Origin of the sequence: Antarcticimicrobium sp. (assembly GCF_029212575.1) — a bacterium.
GTDB lineage: Bacteria > Pseudomonadota > Alphaproteobacteria > Rhodobacterales > Rhodobacteraceae > Antarcticimicrobium.
On the sequence record NZ_JARGPK010000014.1, the window covers coordinates 62,022 to 78,053 of the forward strand.

The 16,032-nt window shown below is 66.5% G+C and carries 18 protein-coding genes; 7 read left to right on the plus strand and 11 right to left on the minus strand.

Annotated elements, in window-relative coordinates:
* Nucleotides 1-17: 17 nt before the first annotated feature.
* A complete protein-coding gene (locus P1U75_RS02565; RefSeq protein WP_300239425.1) occupies nucleotides 18-1,031 on the minus strand; it encodes a Hint domain-containing protein in 1,014 nt (337 codons plus the stop codon).
* Nucleotides 1,032-1,207: 176 nt separating this feature from the next.
* Here P1U75_RS02565 and P1U75_RS02570 point away from each other — a divergent pair, with 176 nt between their 5' ends.
* The 3 genes from P1U75_RS02570 (at nucleotide 1,208) to P1U75_RS02580 (ending at nucleotide 4,320) form a co-directional block, all read left to right on the plus strand.
* Nucleotides 1,208-1,987 (plus strand): SDR family oxidoreductase, encoded by a 780-nt coding sequence (locus tag P1U75_RS02570; RefSeq protein WP_300239427.1) that lies wholly within the window; start codon nucleotides 1,208-1,210, stop codon nucleotides 1,985-1,987.
* 113 nt (nucleotides 1,988-2,100) lie between these two features.
* A complete protein-coding gene (locus P1U75_RS02575; protein WP_300239429.1) occupies nucleotides 2,101-3,159 on the plus strand; it encodes a methyltransferase domain-containing protein in 1,059 nt (352 codons plus the stop codon).
* A 45-nt stretch (nucleotides 3,160-3,204) separates the two neighbouring features.
* Nucleotides 3,205-4,320: an ABC transporter ATP-binding protein gene (locus tag P1U75_RS02580; protein WP_300239431.1), complete on the plus strand. Its 1,116-nt coding sequence runs from the start codon at nucleotides 3,205-3,207 to the stop codon at nucleotides 4,318-4,320.
* A 7-nt stretch (nucleotides 4,321-4,327) separates the two neighbouring features.
* Here P1U75_RS02580 and P1U75_RS02585 read toward each other — a convergent pair whose 3' ends face one another.
* A complete protein-coding gene (locus P1U75_RS02585; RefSeq protein ID WP_300239434.1) occupies nucleotides 4,328-5,002 on the minus strand; it encodes a YafY family protein in 675 nt (224 codons plus the stop codon).
* Between the two features lie 218 nt (nucleotides 5,003-5,220).
* Here P1U75_RS02585 and P1U75_RS02590 point away from each other — a divergent pair, with 218 nt between their 5' ends.
* The 4 genes from P1U75_RS02590 to P1U75_RS02605 all read left to right on the plus strand — a co-directional run bounded on the left by P1U75_RS02590 (nucleotide 5,221) and on the right by P1U75_RS02605 (nucleotide 7,799).
* Nucleotides 5,221-5,439: a twin-arginine translocase TatA/TatE family subunit gene (locus P1U75_RS02590; RefSeq protein WP_300239437.1), complete on the plus strand. Its 219-nt coding sequence runs from the start codon at nucleotides 5,221-5,223 to the stop codon at nucleotides 5,437-5,439.
* Nucleotides 5,440-5,445: 6 nt separating this feature from the next.
* A complete protein-coding gene (gene tatB / locus P1U75_RS02595) occupies nucleotides 5,446-5,931 on the plus strand; it encodes a Sec-independent protein translocase protein TatB (protein ID WP_300239439.1) in 486 nt (161 codons plus the stop codon).
* Nucleotides 5,928-6,836, plus strand: coding sequence for a twin-arginine translocase subunit TatC (gene tatC, locus P1U75_RS02600; protein ID WP_300239441.1), 909 nt, complete (start codon nucleotides 5,928-5,930; stop codon nucleotides 6,834-6,836). Before tatB ends, tatC begins: the two co-directional genes overlap by 4 nt.
* Before the next feature lie 123 nt (nucleotides 6,837-6,959).
* On the plus strand, nucleotides 6,960-7,799 hold the full coding sequence (locus tag P1U75_RS02605; protein ID WP_300239444.1) for an ATP-binding protein: 840 nt from the start codon (nucleotides 6,960-6,962) through the stop codon (nucleotides 7,797-7,799).
* A gap of 27 nt (nucleotides 7,800-7,826) precedes the next feature.
* Here the strand turns inward: P1U75_RS02605 and P1U75_RS02610 are convergent, their stop codons facing one another.
* From P1U75_RS02610 to radA, 9 genes are all read right to left on the minus strand, one after another.
* Entirely contained in the window at nucleotides 7,827-9,011 is a 1,185-nt protein-coding gene (locus P1U75_RS02610) for a peptidoglycan DD-metalloendopeptidase family protein (protein WP_300239447.1), read from the minus strand.
* 59 nt (nucleotides 9,012-9,070) lie between these two features.
* Nucleotides 9,071-9,718: a protein-L-isoaspartate(D-aspartate) O-methyltransferase gene (locus P1U75_RS02615; RefSeq protein ID WP_300239450.1), complete on the minus strand. Its 648-nt coding sequence runs from the start codon at nucleotides 9,716-9,718 to the stop codon at nucleotides 9,071-9,073.
* A complete protein-coding gene (gene surE, locus P1U75_RS02620) occupies nucleotides 9,715-10,497 on the minus strand; it encodes a 5'/3'-nucleotidase SurE (RefSeq protein ID WP_300239452.1) in 783 nt (260 codons plus the stop codon). The genes P1U75_RS02615 and surE overlap by 4 nt, the downstream gene beginning before the upstream one ends.
* 112 nt (nucleotides 10,498-10,609) lie before the next feature.
* Nucleotides 10,610-11,257, minus strand: coding sequence for an SDR family NAD(P)-dependent oxidoreductase (locus tag P1U75_RS02625; protein WP_300239455.1), 648 nt, complete (start codon nucleotides 11,255-11,257; stop codon nucleotides 10,610-10,612).
* A 46-nt stretch (nucleotides 11,258-11,303) separates the two neighbouring features.
* Nucleotides 11,304-11,576 (minus strand): hypothetical protein, encoded by a 273-nt coding sequence (locus P1U75_RS02630; RefSeq protein ID WP_300239458.1) that lies wholly within the window; start codon nucleotides 11,574-11,576, stop codon nucleotides 11,304-11,306.
* 137 nt (nucleotides 11,577-11,713) lie between these two features.
* Nucleotides 11,714-13,171 carry an amidophosphoribosyltransferase gene (gene purF / locus P1U75_RS02635; RefSeq protein ID WP_300239461.1) on the minus strand — a complete coding sequence of 486 codons (1,458 nt, stop codon included), beginning with the start codon at nucleotides 13,169-13,171 and terminating at the stop codon, nucleotides 11,714-11,716.
* A gap of 126 nt (nucleotides 13,172-13,297) precedes the next feature.
* Nucleotides 13,298-13,933 (minus strand): Hint domain-containing protein, encoded by a 636-nt coding sequence (locus P1U75_RS02640; protein WP_300239463.1) that lies wholly within the window; start codon nucleotides 13,931-13,933, stop codon nucleotides 13,298-13,300.
* Nucleotides 13,934-14,077: 144 nt separating this feature from the next.
* On the minus strand, nucleotides 14,078-14,641 hold the full coding sequence (locus P1U75_RS02645; RefSeq protein WP_300239465.1) for a CvpA family protein: 564 nt from the start codon (nucleotides 14,639-14,641) through the stop codon (nucleotides 14,078-14,080).
* A 24-nt stretch (nucleotides 14,642-14,665) separates the two neighbouring features.
* Nucleotides 14,666-16,030 carry a DNA repair protein RadA gene (gene radA / locus P1U75_RS02650; RefSeq protein ID WP_300239467.1) on the minus strand — a complete coding sequence of 455 codons (1,365 nt, stop codon included), beginning with the start codon at nucleotides 16,028-16,030 and terminating at the stop codon, nucleotides 14,666-14,668.
* Between the last annotated feature and the right edge of the window lie 2 nt (nucleotides 16,031-16,032).

A 16,032-nucleotide genomic window follows, 5' to 3' on the forward strand; every position in this document is an offset into this window, starting at 1 on the left:
GCGTCGGAAAACCCGGCCTAGTTCAGCGAGGCGCGGCGCAACAGATCGATCGCATCGGGGCGGTCGAGCAGCGCCTTTTGCACGTCGAACCCGCTGGCGCCGCGGTGCCCGGGACCGGGCAGGACGCTGCCGATCCTGTCGAGCAGATCCTCCGGCAGGGCGGGGCGCGTGCGCGGGTCGATCAGCATCGATTCGGCGGCGATCCCCTCGGCGTAGATGATGTGATGACGGTCGAAGAGGATCTGGAAATAATCGACGTAGCCGCCCTGCTGCACGAAGATGGAGTCGCCGTTGACCAGGTGGCGGGCCTTGACCAGCAGGTCGGGGCGGCCGGCGCCGATCATGTCGCTGCGTTGATAGACGAACAGCCGGTGCTCGGGGCTGACGATAAGGTCGCCTTCGTTGTTCAATGTGCCGGCAGTGATGACGATGGGGGCAAAGGCTCCGGCGGCGCGCACGGTGCTGTGGTCGATCCAGCGGATTTCCTGCGCGCCGTCGTCACGGGTCAGCACCCGGTCTCCGACCTTCAGCGCCTCGATCGGCACCTGTGCGCCGGTGGCCAGGGTGATCCGGGTGCCGCGCGTGAAGGACACGCAGGCGACCTGGGCGAACTTACGGCGGGCGGTATCGTGGTCCGCGCCGACCAGGCGGTAATCGGTCTGCGGCACGAGCGTGGCAAGAGGCAAAAGATAGGTGCCCGCGACAAGGTCGTCGGCATCGGTCTCGATCAGGATCAGCGCCTCACTGGTGGTGCCGTCGGGCGTCATGAACTGCAGCGCGCAATCGAGGTGAAGGGTCGCGTCGGGTCGGCCCAGCTCGCTGTTGGCGGCAATGCGAAAGCTGCCGTCGCCCAAGGTGGCCAGCGTCAGCCGCCTTTGTACCGCGCCGGGTTCGAGCATGTAGATGTCGTCGAGAACCAGCTCGTCCATGTAGGACACCGGATCGCCCAGATGGGCCCCGTCGCTCACCCGGAAATCGGTGGCGGGGTAGACGGGGATGGCCTGAACGGGGCTGTCGGTTGTTGTGGTCACGGTGCCGGGTCTGTTACTTGGGGTGAACGGATACATTGAGGGCCGAGCGGCCCCTTGCGCAAGAGGTAGCCCGGGATTGTGGCGGATCTGGGCCAATACACGGGTGAAACGCCGGCATTGTTTTGGACTCCGCTGCGAATGCAGCGGGCCGCACCGGCAAAGTGGGAGACGAGAAGATGGATCTTGGGATTTCGGGAAAACGCGCGCTGGTTTGCGCCAGCAGCAAGGGGCTGGGCCTGGGCTGTGCCGAGGCGCTGGCCGCCGCTGGCGTGAACCTGGTGATGAACGCGCGCGGCGCCGAGGCGCTGGAGGCCAGCGCGCAGGCGATCCGCGACGCCCACGGGGTCGAGGTGGCGACCGTGGCCTGCGACGTGACAACGCCGGAAGGGCAGGCGGCGGTTCTCGCGGCGGCCGAGGGGGCCGACATCCTGGTCAACAACGCCGGCGGCCCGCCGCCGGGCATGTGGACCGATTGGGAGCGCGAGGATTTCATCAAGGCGCTGGATTCCAACATGTTGACGCCGATTTCCTTCATCAAAGGGTTGGTGCCGGCGATGATGGAGCGTGGCTGGGGCCGGGTGGTCAACATCACCAGCCAGACGGTGCGCGCGCCGATCCCGGTGTTGGGGCTGTCGAACGCCGCCCGCGCCGGGCTGACCGGCTATGTCGCGGGCACCGCGCGGCAGGTGGCGGGCAAGGGCGTGACGATCAACAACCTGCTGCCGGGCATCCATGCCACCGACCGCGCAGATGCGCTCGACAGCGGCGTCGCCAAGCAGCAGGGCATCAGCATCGAAGAGGCCCGCGCGCAGCGCGCCGCGACGATCCCCGCCGAGAGGTATGGCACCCGGGAAGAGTTCGGCGCGGCCTGCGCCTTTCTGTGTTCCCGGCACGCCGGATTCATTGTCGGCCAGAACATCCTGCTGGACGGTGGCGGCGTGAACCTGACCATGTGATCACGAAAACGGGCGGCGCGGTCACGGCTTGGTGACATGGCCGCCCCCCCGATTGCACCGCGCCCGGCGCGCCGGTTATCGGTTGAGCATTGCTCAACGGAGGCGCGGGCGCGATGAAACACGAAACGGTTCAGTCCTATTACGGTGAGGTGCTGCAGAGCAGCGGCGATCTGCAGACCAATGCCTGCTGTACCCCCGGCGAGATGCCCGCGCATCTCAAGGCGGTGCTGTCCAGGCTGCACGACGAGGTGCTGGCGCGCTACTATGGCTGCGGACTGATCGCGCCGCAGGCGCTTGAGGGGATGCGCATCCTGGATCTGGGTTGCGGGGCGGGGCGCGATGTCTACGCGCTGTCGGCGATGGTGGGCGAGCATGGCGCGGTCGTGGGCGTGGACATGACGCCGGCGCAACTCGATGTCGCGCGGCGGTACCGGGCCTTTCACGCCGAGGCCTTCGGATACGCGGAATCCAACGTCGCATTCCTCGACGGGTTGATCGAGGATCTCGACGCGCTGGACCTGGAGCCGGGCTCCTTCGATATCATCGTGTCGAATTGCGTGCTCAATCTGGCGACCGACAAACCGGCGGTGCTGCGCGGGGCGCAGCGGCTGCTGAAACCGGGCGGTGAGATGTATTTCTCCGACGTCTACGCCGACCGGCGTATCCCGGCGGCGCTGGCCGAGGATGAGGTGCTTTATGGCGAGTGTCTGTCCGGCGCGCTCTATTGGAACGACTTCCTGTCCATGGCGCGGGCGGCGGGATTCGTTGAACCGCGCCGGGTGGAGCACCGCCCGCTGACCATCGAGAACCCGGACCTGGAGGCGAAGGTCGCGCCGATCAGGTTCATCTCGGCCACCTACCGGCTGTTCAACCTCGCCGGGCTGGACCCGGCCTGCGAGGATTACGGGCAGGCGGTGATCTACAAGGGGACCGTGCCGCAGGCGCCGCAGGTGCTGGTGCTGGACGACCATCATGTGATTGAGACCGGCAAGGTCTTTCCGGTCTGCGGCAACACCTGGCGGATGCTGGCCGAGACGCGCTTTGCACCGCATTTCGAGTTCATCGGCGATTTCGCGACTCATTTCGGCATCTTCGAGGGCTGCGGCGGTGACAGCCCGTTCAACGGCCTCGGGGCGCGCGCGGCGGCTTCTCCCGGTGGGGGCTGCTGCTGACGGCTTGTCCCCGGGGGCCGGGGTTGCTATCTCCTGCTCTGCCCGATGGTTTCCCTCGGGAATTGGAGCGAGGCCCACGTGACGGCAGACACCCCCCGGCTGGAGATCCGCAACCTGGTGCGCCATTTCGATGGCCGTCGGGTGGTTGACGACGTTTCTCTCAGGATCATGGCAGGGCAGGTGACCTGCCTGCTGGGCCCGTCCGGGTGCGGAAAATCGACGACGCTGCGGATGATTGCGGGCGTAGAAATGCAGGACTCGGGCGAGATCTGGGTCGATGGCAAGCTGGTCTGCGACACGATCTTTCGCGTGCCGCCCGAGCGGCGGGAGATCGGGCTGATGTTCCAGGACTTCGCGCTGTTTCCGCATCTGAGCGTGGCCGACAACGTGGCCTTCGGCCTGCGCAGGGGTACCAAGGCGGAAAAGCGGGCGCGGGTCGCCGAACTTCTGGAGCGGGTCGACCTGATCGAGTTCATCGACGGCTATCCGCACCAATTGTCGGGTGGCGAGCAGCAGCGCGTGGCGCTGGCCCGTGCGCTGGCGCCGCGGCCGCGTATCATGTTGATGGACGAACCGTTTTCGGGCCTCGACAACCGGCTGCGCGACGGCATCCGCGACGAGACGCTGAGCCTGTTGAAGGATGAGGATACCGCGGTGCTTCTGGTCACGCATGAGCCCGAGGAGGCGATGCGCATGGCCGACGAGATCGCGCTGATGCGGTCCGGGCAGATCGTGCAGCGCGGCGCGCCCTACAATGTCTATACCCGCCCCGCCGACAAGGCGGCGGTTGCCTTTTTCAGCGATGTCAACGTGTTGAAGGCGCGGGTGAACGGGGCCTTGGCGCAGACGCCCTTTGGCCAGTTCCTGGCGCCGGGGGTTCCGGACGAGACCGATGTCGATATCGTGTTCCGCCCGCAGCATGTGCGGCTGGATTTCGACCGCAACGGTCAGGGACCACTGCCGACCCCGGCCGAGGGGGTGGCGGCGCGCGGCGTGGTGGAGCGGGCCCGGTTCCTGGGCCATGAGAGCCTGGTGGAGTTCCGCATGGAATTCGACGGCTCGGTGCTCAAGGCGACGGTGCCCAACGTGTTTCTGCCGCAGGCGGGGCGGGTAATGTGGCTGACCGTGCGGCGCGACAAGTGCTTCGTGTTTCCGTCCTGAACCGTTTTCAATCCGCCACGCCTGCGTAATCTGCCAGCGTTTTGCCGGCTTCATCGACGAAAAGCTCGGGCAGGGGCATCGCCTCTTCGATCAGGTCGAGACGAAACTCGCGGAAATCTCCGCGCAACTCGCACCAGGCGGTCAGTGTCCAGACGCGCCCCCAGCTTTCCAGCCTGAGCGGACGGACTGTGCGGCGGGTGGCCGCCCCCTCCGGATGCCGGTAGGTGAGGCGGAGTTTTTGCCGGCCGCGGATGGCGCTGCGCAGCGCGCCCATGTGCGACAGCCCGCGCGCAGCGTTGGCAAGCGGGGTGAGGGCGGTTCTCCACGATTCCGCCTCGGAAATGGTCTCCTGCGGCAAGGCGGCATCGACCTTGTCCGCCAGCGACAGCGCGGCGGCCTTCAGATTCGGATCGGCCGCCTCGGAGAGGATGGCGATGCCAAGGTTGAGCGCGGAAAGCTCGTCCTGCGTCAAGGTTATGGGGGGCAGCGCGATGGTGTCGGCCAGCCGGTAGCCGGTGCCGCGCGTTCCGGCGACCGGCACACCGGCAGCGGCGAGACGGTCCATGTCGCGATAAATCGTGCGCGGCGATACCCCCAGTCTTGTCGCGAGATCCTGCGCGCGATGCAGATCCCTGTCGCGCATCAGGCGCAGGATTTCGAGCAGGCGGTCGGTGCGATCCATCGGGTTATCCGTGTCCGGGAGACGTAAGGTCGCGCCAAACTGACAAAAACATGTCAGTAGTTCAAGCCGGCCTTCGGGGGACAGGGGAATCCGCCTGTAATCGGCGTTGGCGCCTGCGGGTGGTGCTTTTCGATCCGCCTGCTGGGCCTGTAAGAAAAGGACAACCCTGCGGCGCGGCTGTTGCGCCGTGCTTGGAACAAGAGAAAAGGAGAGATCACATGCTCAACAATATCGGCCTTCCCGGCCTTCTGCTGATTGCGGTCGTGGTTCTGGTGCTGTTTGGCCGCGGCAAGATCAGCTCGCTGATGGGCGAGGTGGGCAAGGGCATCACCTCGTTCAAGAAGGGCGTCAGCGAAGGCACCAAGGAACTCGAAGAGGACGCCGCAGAAACCGCCAAGGACGTCACGCCCGAGGAAACCGACAAAGACAAGGTGTAACCGCACATGTTCGATCTGGGCTGGACCGAACTGCTGGTCATCGGCATCGTCGCGTTGATCGTTGTGGGCCCGAAGGACCTGCCGGTGTTGTTCCGCAACGTCGGGCGCTGGGTCGGCAAGGCGCGCGGCATGGCGCGCGAGTTTTCCCGCGCGATGAACGAGGCGGCGGATGAATCCGGCATGCGCGACGTGGCCAAGACCTTCAAGACGGCAACCAACCCGCTGGGCTCGGCAATGGACGGGGTCAAGGATGCGGCACGCGACATGACCGCCGGACTCGACCCGACGAAATACGATCCGGACAGCGAGACCGGCAAGCTGGCCAAGGAGCGCGCCGAGGACGCCAAGAAGATCCAGGCCGCCACCGCCCGCGCCGCCGCAGACCGCAAGGCACGCGAAGCAAAAGAGGCACTGGCCAAGGCCGACGAGGCCGAGGCGGCCCTGAACGACCCCGCGCCGAACGCCCCGCAGGACCCTGAGAGCACGACATGAGCAAAACCGACACCGACGAGATCGACGACAGCTCGGCCCCGCTGATCGAGCATCTGACCGAGTTGCGGTCGCGGCTGATCCATTCGGTCCTGGCCTTCCTCGTGGGCATGGTGATCTGCTTCACCGTGGCCACGCCGCTCTTCAATTTCCTGACCGCGCCGCTGTGCCAGGTGCTGGCCGAGCGGGGGCAGGACTGCGACCTGATCTTCATCAGCCCGCAAGAGGGATTCTTTGTCGCGATCAAGGTGTCGCTGCTGGGCGGGCTGATGCTGTCCTTTCCCTATATCGCGCTGCAGATGTGGCGTTTCGTGGCGCCGGGGCTGTACCGGACTGAAAAGGGTGCGTTCCTGCCGTTCCTGATCGCCTCGCCCTTCATGTTCATTCTGGGCGGCGCCTTTGCCTTTTACGTCGTCACCCCGCTGGCCTATGACTTCTTCCTCGGCTTCCAGCAGTTCGGAGCGGAAGGTGAAGTGGTGGCAGAGGGGGCCGCGCCTCTGAGCGTGGTGTTCCAGGGCTCGGCGCAGGAGTATCTGAACCTCACGATCAAGTTCATCGTTGCCTTTGGCCTGTGTTTCCAGCTTCCGGTTCTGCTGACGCTGATGGGCAAGGCCGGGCTGGTCAGCGCCGAGGGGCTGGGCAACGTGCGGAAATACGCGGTGGTGGCGATTCTGCTTCTGGCCGCGCTGGTGACGCCGCCCGACGTGATCACCCAGATCATTCTCTTCACCGTGGTCTACGGGCTTTACGAGATCTCCATCTTCCTGGTGCGTCGGGTCGAGACCAAGCGCGAGGCAAGGATGCGCGAAGAAGGCACCTGGTACGAGGACGACGAAGAGGCCTTTGACGACGATCCGATGATGTCGGAGTTCGACGAAGACGCCGGGCCGGAGGCGGACGACGACTAGCCGCAGGGTCAATGACATGAGCGAGGGGCGCGCCGGGCAACCGGCGCGCCCCTTTGCCTCGCCCCTCTTGTCGCTCCGGGCGCATCGTGGTTTGACAGGCGCGAAACGACTGGAGGACAGCAGATGGATCAGGCCGCATTGACCCGCATTGCCGAGGCGCTGGAACGGATGGCGCCGGCGCCGATGCCCGGGCCGGACTTTGCCGACGCCGAGGGTTTCGTCTGGCACGTGGACCCCGACCGGCTGGAGCCGGTGGCGCGGATCAACCGGGTGCGGCTGGATCTGCTGGTGGGCATTGACCGCTCGCGCGATACGCTGCTGGACAACACCCGACGGTTCGCCCGCGGATTCAGTGCCAACAACGCGCTCTTGTGGGGCGCGCGCGGGATGGGGAAATCAAGCCTGGTCAAGGCGATCCACGCCGAAGTTGCAGTGAATCATACCGATCTCAAACTGATCGAGTTGCAGCGCGAGGATCTGCCCAGCGTGGGGCGGCTGCTGAACCACCTGCGCGGCGCGCCGCAGCGGTTCCTGCTGTTCTGTGACGACCTGTCGTTTTCCCATGACGACCAGCATTACAAGAGCCTCAAGGCGGTGCTGGACGGCGGCATCGAGGGGCGGCCCGACAACGTGCTGTTCTACGCCACGTCGAACCGCCGCCACCTGATGCCACGCGATATGATCGAGAACGAACGCTCCAGTGGCATCAACCCGTCCGAGGCGGTCGAGGAGAAGGTCTCGCTGTCCGATCGGTTCGGGCTCTGGCTGGGCTTCCACCCCTGCAGCCAGGACGAATACCTGTCGATGATCGATCGCTATTGCGCGGCCTACGGGGTGGCGGCAGAGCCCGAGACCCTGCGCGCCGAGGCAATCGAATGGCAGGCGACGCGCGGCGCGCGGTCAGGCCGGGTCGCGTGGCAGTTCTTTACCGATCTGGCGGGGCGGCAGGGGGTGAGGGTCTAGACCCGCACCGCATGGGCGTTCAGCCGACTATTTCAGGTAGGGCGCGGGATCGACGCTCTCGAATCCGTCGCGCACCTCGAAATGCAGATAGGCCTCGTCTCCGCTGCGCAGCTTGGCCAGGGTCTGGCCGCGCTTGATCTGGTCGCCCTTGGACACTGCAATCTCCGCCACATTTGCATAGACCGTGAGCAGGTTGGCGTCGTGGCGGATCACCACGATGGGCACCTGGTCGGCATCCTCGGTGATCGCGGCCACGGTTCCCGAGTTGGCAGCCACCACAGGGGTGCCCGCCGCGCCCGAGATGTCGATTCCCTCATTGCGCCCCTTGGCATAGGCACGGATGATCTTTCCGCCCGAAACCGGCATTGCCATCGCGGCGCCGGAGCGGGCAGAGGGTTGGCCGACCGACACCTTGGGCGGCTCCGGCGGTTTCGCCGCGATCTTCTCGTCGGGCAGCGGCTCGGTGGCGCTGGGCGGGGTCGGTGTGGGCGAGCCGCTGCCCGGCGGGGTCACGTCGGTCTGCGGTACGGCGCGGCGCGGCGACGGCTGGTCCTTGATCGGGATCAACAGGTACTGCCCCTCGCGGATGGTGAAATCCGGGCCGAGCCCGTTCCATTCCGCCAGCGCCTTGATCGGGACCTGGTAGAGCCGCGACAGGGTATAGGCGGTCTCGCCGCGCTCGACCTTGTGGCGGATCGGTTCCACACGGTCCTGCGGTTTCGGGGTCGGCTGGGCGGGTTCCAGCGGGGCGGTTTCCACTGCCGAAGGTGACGGGGTGGTGTTCGGAGCGGCGTCGATGGCCGATCCGGCCAGCGTGGCGATGTCGATCGAGCCGGGCGTTCCCGCCGGCGGTTCGGACACCCGCCGGGGCAGGGCGATCACCTCGCCCTGGCGCAGGGGATCGCTGGGCTGGACGCCGTTGTAGCGGGCCAGCTCCTCGGGCGGCAGGCCGATGCGCGTGGCCACGTCGGCCACGGTATCGCCGCGCCGCGCCACCGCCACCTGGTAGCTGGGATAGGAAATGATGCCGCGCGCGTCCGGATCGGGACGGTCGGCGGTACTCACGCTGCGGGCTGCATCTGCGGTGGAAAAACCGCCCGCGTTGCCGCGCAGGTCAAAGTCGAGCGGTTCGGAACAGCCCGCGAGCAGGGCCAGAACGGCGGTCGCCGCCCAGAGGCGGCGCGGTCGTATCGCGATGGCGAAAAATTGCATCTCGTCGTCCTCAATGCACGCCCCCTGTTGGCCGGGGCTTCTCAATTTACCTGTTACGCTCAGCTGTCTTTTCCCAACCCTTCGAGCAGGGGAACGAACCGCACAGGCCGGATTTCGTCATAGTCGAACCCATCCTCGCCGCGGCGGACCCGGATCAGGGTCTGCACGGTGTCGGATTGGCCCACCGGCACCACCATGATACCGCCGATTTTCAACTGCGCCAAGAGCGGGCCGGGCGGATCCTCGGCCGCCGCGGTCACGATGATGCGGTCAAACGGGGCCTGGTCGGGCAACCCGTGCGAGCCATCGGCGGTCATAGCGGTGATGTTGACCAGCCCCTGAGCCTCGAAAATCGCGCGTGCCTCGCGCACCAGCCGGGCATGGCGCTCGACGGTATAGACACGCCGTGCCAGCTTGCTCAGGATCGCGGCCTGGTAGCCCGAGCCGGTGCCGACCTCGAGCACCTTGTCGCGCGGGCTGACCTGCAGCGCCTGGGTCATGATGCCCACCACGGACGGCTGGCTGATGGTCTGACCGCAGGCAATCGGCAGTGGCATGTCCTCGTAGGCGCGTTCCGAAAACAGGCCGCGCACGAAGGGGCCGCGGTCGATTTCCTCCATTGCGTTCAGCACCCGCCGGTCGGTCACGCCCTTGGAGCGGAGCGCGAACAGGAACTGCATCTTGGTTTCCGGCGCTGGTTCGCTCATTCGATCGCTTTCAGCGCCACGAGCGCGTCATGCGCCGTCAGGTCGGCGCGCATCGGAGTGACCGAAATGTAACCGTCCAGATTCACTGCCGCGTCGGTGCCCGGTTCTGTCGGCTCTTGCTGGTTGCCGCCCTTGATCCAGAGAAACCGCCGCCCCGAGGGCGAACTGTGCGGTTCGACCGAGAACCGGGTATTCCGGCGATACCCCTGCGGCGCCACGCGCATGCCGCGCACCTCTGCCCCCGGAAGCGGCGGGAAATTGATGTTGTAGAACAGCCGGTAATCCTCGCCCGCTTCAGGTGTGGCGGCATGAATGCGGCGGATCACCTCGGCGCCATGCTGGGCTGCGGCCTCGAAGGGGTTGTCCAGCCCCAAGTTGCGCGGCCCGTAGTATTGCGACAGCGCCATCGCGGGAATGCCCTGCAGCGCCGCCTCCATCGCCCCGCCGAGGGTGCCCGAGTAAAGCGCGTTCTCGGCCGAGTTGTTACCGCGGTTCACCCCCGACAGAACCAGGTCGGGACGGGTGCCCTTGAGCACGTCATGCAGACCCGCCATCACGCAGTCGGCCGGGCTTCCTTCGGTGGCAAAGCGGCGCTCGTCCAGCTTGGCGATCATCATCGGATGGGTGTAGCTGATGCAATGGGCGACCCCCGATTGCTCGAAGGCGGGGGCGACGACCCAAACCTCGCCCGTCGGCCCTGCCAGATCGGCGGCGATCGCTTCCAGCACCGCGAGCCCGGGGGCGTTGATGCCGTCGTCATTGGTCAAAAGAATGCGCATGTCAGCCTGCCCCGTTTGCGCCTTGATAGCGATGCCCGCCCGCCACGGCAAGCAAGCGGCGCGCACTCATATCAATTCGCGGACCGGACGTGGGGGGCGGGCTGCCCGGCGCTCAGATCTGCGCCAACAGGCGGTCAGCCTCTTCGGCCGGCCGGGTCAGCGCCGCGCGGTCCTCGCCGGGGAAAAACCGGGCGCGGGTGGCGGTGGGCATCGGGCGCGGTTCCAGGACCTGCACGCGCGGTCCCGTGCGCCGGGTTTCCGCCGCCCAGCTTTTCGCCAGGGCGATCTGCGCTGCCTTGGTCGCCCCGTAGGCGCCGAAGAATTTCTCGCCCGCGCGCGGATCGTCAAAGAACACCGCCTGGCCCGCCTCGCCCAGCAGGGGCGCGACATAGCTGATCAGCAGCGCGGTGGCGGTGGCGTTGACCGCTGCCGATTTTTCCCAGTCCTTGGCGTCGATGAACTGTGCCGGGCTCAGCGGGGCGGCGTGGATCGCCGCGTGCAGCCAGAGGTCCAGCTTGCCCCAGCGGTCGTGGATGCCTCGGCAAAGGGTCGCCATTGCCTCGGGCACGGTGATGTCCATCGGGGCCAGCGTCGCGCTGCCGCCGCGGGCCTTGATCCGGTCGTCAAGCTCTTCCAGCGCGCCGGTGGTGCGGGCGACGGCGACGATGTGATGAGTCGGGGCCAGCGCCTCGGCCAGCGCGAAACCGAGCCCGCGGGAGGCACCGGTAACCAGGGCGATTTTTGTCTCGGGCTGTGTCATGGGCGCGGGTTTGCGGCCTTTCCGGCGTGACGTCAAGGGGGGCGGGTCAGCCGCCGGGCAGGGTGATCCGCGTGGTTTCGCCGCTGCGCTGGTAGAGCAGGCCATTCTCGTCGATGGCCACGACCATGCCCCAGGCGATCCGGTCGCCGGCGGCAACCTTTCTGATCCGCCCGCCGGGCAGACGGACGAGCGCATGGAAGCCCTTCGCGCCGCCGGAGAGGCCGATCAGGGTCATCGCGCCGGCCTCCAGAACCTGCGGCGTCGTGGCCAGATCGGCCACGGTCGCGGGCGTTCCGCCCGCGTCGGTTTCGTTTGTCATGTACGTTGGTCCTTGCGGCGCACTTGCGGCGGCGCCAGCGTCTTGTGTGGTTTCGGACCGTCCCTCTAGCGCGCCGCGCGATCGGGAGAAAGGGCCAAAACCCCGGCCTCGGCGGGAACGCGCCGGGGCCGATGGTGCTATTCTGCCGCCGGTTTCATCTCGAAGCCCTTTTCGATCATGTCGGCAGGTTTGACCGGGTATTCGCCGGAGAAACAGGCGTCGCAATACTGCGGACAGGACGCGTCGCGCCCCGTCGCCTCGCCAACGGCGCGGTACAGACCGTCGAGCGAGATGAACTTCAGGCTGTCCACCGACAGATGCTCGCGCATCTCGTCCTCGGACATGGTCGCGGCAAGCAGTTTCTCGCGCTGTGGTGTATCGACACCATAGAAGCAGGGCCATGCGGTCGGCGGGGAAGCGATGCGAAAATGCACCTCCTTGGCGCCGGCATCCAGGATCATTTCCTTGATCTTGCGGCTGGTGGTTCCGCGCACCACCGAATCGTCGACCAGGATCACCCGCTTGCCGCGGATCAGGGCGCGGTTGACGTTCAGCTTCAGCCGAACGCCCATGTTGCGGATCTGCTCGGTCGGCTCGATGAAGGTCCGCCCCATGTACTGGTTGCGGATGATCCCCATCGCGTAGGGAATGTCCGATTCCTGGCTGAAGCCGATTGCCGCCGGCGTGCCGCTGTCGGGCACCGGGCAGACGAGGTCGGCCTCGACCGGGCTCTCCTTGGCCAGTTCGCGGCCGATGGCGGCGCGGGTCTCATAGACGCTGCGCCCGCCGAGGATGCTGTCGGGACGCGAGAAATAGACATGCTCGAAGATGCAGAAGCGCGGCTTCTGACGACGGAAGGGAAACAGGCTCTCGACGCCGGTCTCGGGGGAAATGACGACCATTTCGCCCGGCTCGATCTCGCGCACGAAATCTGCGCCGATGATGTCGAGCGCGCAGGTCTCCGAGCTCAGCACCCAGCCATCGCCGATCTGGCCCAGCACCAGCGGCCGAACGCCAAGCGGATCGCGCACGCCGATCAGTTGCGAGCGGGTCATCGCGACGATGGAAAACGCCCCCTCGACCCGGCGCAGCGCGTCCTCCATCCGCTCGGGGATGTTGCGTTGCAGCGAGCGGGCCATCAGGTGAATGATGCATTCGCTGTCCGACGAGCTTTGAAAGATCGAGCCGCGCTCGATCAATTCGCGGCGTAGCGCGTCGGCATTGGTGATGTTGCCGTTATGTGCAATCGCGGCACCACCCATGGCGAATTCGCCGAAGAACGGCTGCACGTCGCGGATCGCCGCGCCCTTCGCCCCGGTGGTGGAATAGCGTACATGCCCGATGGCCAGCGGCCCGGGCAGAGTTTCCATGATGTCGGTTGAGGTGAAATTATCACGCACATAGCCAAACCTGCGGGCGGAGTTGAACCCCTGCTCCGGGTCGTGGGTGACGATGCCGCCCGCCTCCTGCCCGCGATGCTGGAGCGCATGCAGGCCGAGGGCGACGAAATTGGCGGCATCCTGTACGCCGGTGACGCCGAATATGCCGCATTCTTCATGCAGCTTGTCATCATCGAACGGGTGAGCGGGGGGCATTTGCGGCGTCGGCACGGGAGGGGCAGCTCCGAATCCGTTGGGGTCAGGCCCTCACATAATGGCATGTGCGGCGAGTGTCACGAAAGGATCACACATTTGATCCGGGCAAAGCGCGGTCCTGCGCGATTATTGGCGCGCCTGCGGCTGTTTTTCGGGGGCAGGCGCCGGCGTTCGGATCGTGCGGTACGCGCCGGCCCGGAGCAGGGGAAGGAGATTGCTGCTTTCCCGGTAGGTCAGCCTGCGGTGATGCGCATCGGACTCCGGACCAGGAACATGGAGAAGCGCACCGGCCTGGACGAATACGATTTCCTCGCTCTCGAAGGTGAGCGCGATCCCCCAGCGAAGCGTGAACCCGGAGACGGTGCGCACCCCGCGGAACCCCGTGGTCGCGGGCACGGGGACCAGCACCAGGGGGACGCCGAACAGCCGTTGGCAGACCGGGTCCATCACGACGACGTTCTGCCCCGCGTTCAACCGCAGGTCCGAGGTGTTGCCAAGCCTGTTCGCGGGCACGATCCAGTGCGTTCGGCTGTGGTCGGGGGGCTGGCGCGTCAGTGTCTCGATTCGCCTCATGCCATGCAGGGTGCGCACCTGTTCGCCCGGGTGCAGGGTCTCGACCGGTCTCCATCCGGTCATCGTGTCCAGGAGGGTGCCGGGGGCAAAGGTGCGATCATCGGCCCGGACTGGCCGAGGACGACCCGACAGGATCGATTTGTGAGGGGGACAGGGGGGCGCCGGTTCGGTACCAAGTTCGACAGACACGGGGAAAACCTGATCGTTAAAAGTCCGCGGCAATGCGGCCGCAAACTCAGAAACCCTTGAGAACCGGGCTATCAGGCGGCGGAATTGCGGCAGGAATGCGGCAAGTGTGTCAAGTTGACGCGCTTCTGGGCCGGATCGCTGACCTCACTCATCGGGGGCGCCGCAGCTGCCCACCAGCCCCTCGTACTGCCGGGTGATCCAGCCCAGCGCCTGTTCGGGGTCGCGCTCTTCGATCGTGTCGGTCATCCGCGAGAAGACCTTGGCCGAGCGGCTTTCATCGACCATGGTAAAGTTCTGCCCGGTCATCACCGTGTCATAGACGAAAAAGGCGATGGCCACGAGAAGGATGCCCCGCGCCACGCCGAAGAAAAACCCGGCGCCCTGGTCGAGCCCTCCAAGGGCCGAGCGTTGCACCAGCGAGGAAAACAGCGGCGTGAAAAAGGAGACCACAATCAGCGCGACGGCAAAGACCGCGGCGAAGGCGGCGATGATGCTGAGTTCGCAGCTCTCGCCGATGTACTCGCCCAGAACCGGAACCTCCTTGATCAGCGGCTCCACCTGCGGCGCGAACAGGAACCCGAGAACCGCCGCCACGATCCAGCCGGCGATGGCCATCGCCTCGCGCACGAAGCCGCGGGAATAGGCCAGCAGGGCCGAAACCACGATGATCAGGGCCACGACCCCGTCGATGATGGTGAAACCTTCCATGTCCCTCGCCTGCTCTGTCCTGCGCTAACCCGCCCCGAAGACTTCGCCGACAAATCCGATCAGGTCGGTCGGCCGTGTCAGGGACAGGCCGCCGCCGGATCCGGTCTTGCCGCCGGCCGGAGCGATTGCAGCGGTGAAACCAAGTTTTCGCGCCTCTTTCAACCTGTTTTCGGTCTGTGGCGTCGGGCGAAGCGCGCCAGAGAGGCTGATTTCTCCAAAAACCACCGTATCGGCGGGCAGCGGCGCATCCTCGCGCGCACTCAGCAGCGCGGCGGCAACCGCCAGATCGGCCGCCGGTTCGCCGATTTTCATGCCGCCGGCGACATTGAGATAGACGTCGAGCCCGGCAAAGGGGATGCCGCAGCGCGCCTCAAGCACGGCCAGGATCATCGCCAGCCGCCCGCCATCCCAGCCGACCACGGTGCGGCGGGGTTGCGACAGCGGCGAGGGGGCGACAAGCGCCTGGAACTCGACCAGCACGGGGCGGGTGCCCTCGATCCCTGCAAAGACGACCGAGCCGGCGCTGGGCTGGCCGCGTTCGGACAGGAACAGCGCCGAGGGGTTGGTGACCTCGGCCAGCCCGGCGCCGGTCATCTCGAACACGCCGATCTCGTCGGCGGGGCCGAACCGGTTCTTGACCGCGCGCAGGATGCGGAACTGGTGGCCGCGCTCGCCCTCGAAGTAGAGCACTGTATCGACCATGTGTTCGACCACGCGCGGCCCGGCGATCTGCCCGTCCTTGGTGACATGTCCGACCATGATGACCGAGACATTGTTCCGCTTGGCGAATGTGGTCAGCTCATGCGCGGTGGCACGCACCTGGGTGACGCTGCCCGGCGCGCTGTCGACGTTGTCGGCCCACATGGTCTGGATCGAGTCGATGATGACAAGCTGCGGCTTCTCCGCCTCCAGCGTGGTCAGGATGTCGCGCAGGTTGGTCTCGGCCGCCAGCCGCACCGGCGCGTCGGCCAGCCCGAGGCGGCGCGCGCGCATGCGGATCTGGGCGCTGGCCTCCTCGCCCGAGACATAGACGGTCTTCAGCCCCTGGCGGGCAAAGGCGGCGGCGGCCTGCAACAGCAGGGTGGATTTGCCGATGCCGGGATCGCCGCCCACCAGGATCGCCGAGCCGGACACAAGTCCGCCGCCCAGAACGCGGTCAAGCTCGTCCATGCCGGCGGTGGCTCGGGGTGGCGGGGCCTCTTCGGCGGAAAGATCGGTCAGCGGCACCGCGTGCCCGCGCCGCGCGCCCAGCGATTTCGAGGCCGGCCCGGAGGACAGCGGCTTTTCCTCGGAAATGGTGTTCCATTCGCCGCAGGCTTCGCAGCGCCCGGACCATTTGGTTGAACTGGCGCCGCAGGCCGAGCAGAGGAAGGTTTTTTGTTTTGCCATGC